1 protein-coding gene is annotated in these 2,529 nt (G+C 49.6%); it reads left to right on the forward strand.

Annotated elements, in window-relative coordinates:
• On the forward strand, positions 1–2,529 hold a 2,529-nt coding region (locus COT43_05275; protein PIS28905.1), incomplete at both ends, for a hypothetical protein.

Genomic DNA, 2,529 nt, shown 5'->3' on the forward strand with positions numbered 1-2,529 from the left:
CGTCGTGGGAAGATTGGTGGCGCTGGTCAGTCACCGAATTCGTCAAATCGCTTCACGATTCGATTCAGACGGTCAAGCCGTGGGTGCGCCTCTCGGTTGCCGCGTTGGGAAAATATAATTGGTCGGATTGGCAGGGTTATGGTTCAGTCTATCAGGATGCGGCGCTCTGGTTCAATGAAGGCTACATCGATCAGCTAACTCCGATGAGTTATCACTGGACGACCGGCGACGGATTCAAAGGAATGCTGGACAACGGCACTTCTTCCTGGGGTCCCTGGATTCGAAAAGGAATTTCAGACGGCAGACTCTTTTCCGTCGGTCCCGGCTCGTATATTCTCGATAAACAGAAAATCTGGAATCGTCATCCCGAAATCGTCAACGCATGCCGCACTTTCACATGGGTGGACGGTTTTCAATTCTTTAGCTACGGAAGTTGGAAAGGATATCAGTACTTTGACGAAGCGGGAAAAACATTTTTCAAAAGAAACACTAAAATCCGCGGTTCGGGTCTGATTGACAACATCCCGCCCGCTAATCCATCTCTGGCTATCCTTAAAATCGACTCGCTCAATTACCAGCTGACGGTCACACCGTCAGTCTCAAAAACGGAAAAACAATGGTACGCGATTTACCGTTCAACCGATGATTCGCTCGACGTGAAAACTGACGACATTATCGATATTCATTTCGGCGATCCGGTTTCTTACTCGTTCACCGATTCTTACACCGGTAATCAGGATTATAACGGGAAATATTACTATGCGGCGACTGCGCTCGACAGATTCTGGAATGAATCCAATGGCTCGGCTCTCGCCGAAAGCGATCCGCTTCCCTCCTTTGCGCCGATCGTCGTCAGTTCAACTCCGTCCGAAGGCGATACAATCCCGGTCAATAGCGACATCGTGTTAACTTTTTCCAAAACGATGGACGTCAATACGCTCTCACAGGGCTTATTGATAGAGCCGACTGCGACAGTCGCCTCAATCAAATGGTCAACCGACGCTAAAACGGCGACCGTTCAGTTCGATCCCAGTTTCACTTTCGATACCGCATATAAGATTACGCTGAATTCAAATGTGAAAGACATCAATTCCAGAAGCATCGACGGAAACGGTGACGGCACGGAAGGCGACTCGTTTACAGTCAATTTCCGAACACTGGCAGTCGATCTGACCGGACCAGTCGTTCAATTTCAATTTCCAACTACCGAAGACGAATATATGGACGTTGAAGACGTCATCGCTATTGGTTTCGACGAACAGATCAATAAACAAACGGTGATCGCCGACCAGATTTCGTTCCAGTATAATGGCAGAAACGTCGTGGTCGATCCGATGCTGACCGTTCATAACAACCGCTCGGTTCTCAATTTGCGTCCGTTTTCACGGATTCCGACGAACTCTGACATCCGCGTCTCTTTTCTGAATTCCGTGACGGACACGCTGGGAAATCCGATGACGTCGCCAATCGATTTCACCTTCCACACGGCAAATTCTTATTATACGGAGAAAAAGACGGTGGACGCTTTCACCGGCTCCGGTTTGTGGCAGGAACCCGAATACAGCGGTTCGACTACCGGTATCATCGGTTCGTTGAGCAATTTCGGGTACATCGCGACGAATTATGCGCCCGGTTATGCTCTCGACGCCGCCAGTAAAAAATCCGCATTTATCGAGTACGCCTGGGACGATTCGTCGGCTACTCATTTAATCCGCGATCACATCAATGCCAGTCCGCCGACCACTATCAATATCGACACGACTTACACGATTCAATGCTTCGTTTACGGCGACGGCAGTCAAAATCTGTTCAATTTCTCGCTCTATGAGAAAAAATCAGACGGAACGTACACATCTGACATTATCGAAGTCGGTACTTGGACGCCGATCGATTGGATCGGCTGGAAGTTGGTCGAGTGGGATTTGGGCGATGCAACGCAGGTCGGCGACTTCATCAGCGCAAACCGTAACATGGACGGCCATCACTATAATCTCGACGGCTTGCTCTTGAAAAAAGGCGAGACCTGCGCGTCCAAAGGCAAGATTTTCGTCGATGAACTACGTCTCGTGAAGAAAGCATCGGGACCGGAACCGGAAAACCACGCCCCTGTCCTTCAGGCAATGCGTGATACGACGACTGTCGAAGCTAAACAGATCAAGATTTATCCGACTTATACCGATGATCCCGAACCTTCGGGAGATGCTCATCGCATTATTGTAACATCGGACACGACCGGCGTGAAGACTTCCGTCATGGGACACACGTCCGGATCGATCGTTTATTTAAGACCGCAAACCGGATTTGTCGGAATAGCCACGATCGTCGTCATTGTCAAAGACCTCGGCGTGGGTGAATTGTCTGATACGACGAGTTTCATTCTAACCGTGACGCCACTGGGCACAGCGCCGGAAACCCTCCTTCCCACGAAATGGGAACTATCCCAAAATTTCCCCAATCCGTTCAATCCGACAACGAAAATTCGGTTCAACATTCCCAAGCGCGATATGGTTCGCCTGGCGGTTTACGATA

The organism is Candidatus Marinimicrobia bacterium CG08_land_8_20_14_0_20_45_22, assembly GCA_002774355.1.
Classification (GTDB): domain Bacteria; phylum Fidelibacterota; class UBA2242; order UBA2242; family UBA2242; genus 0-14-0-20-45-22.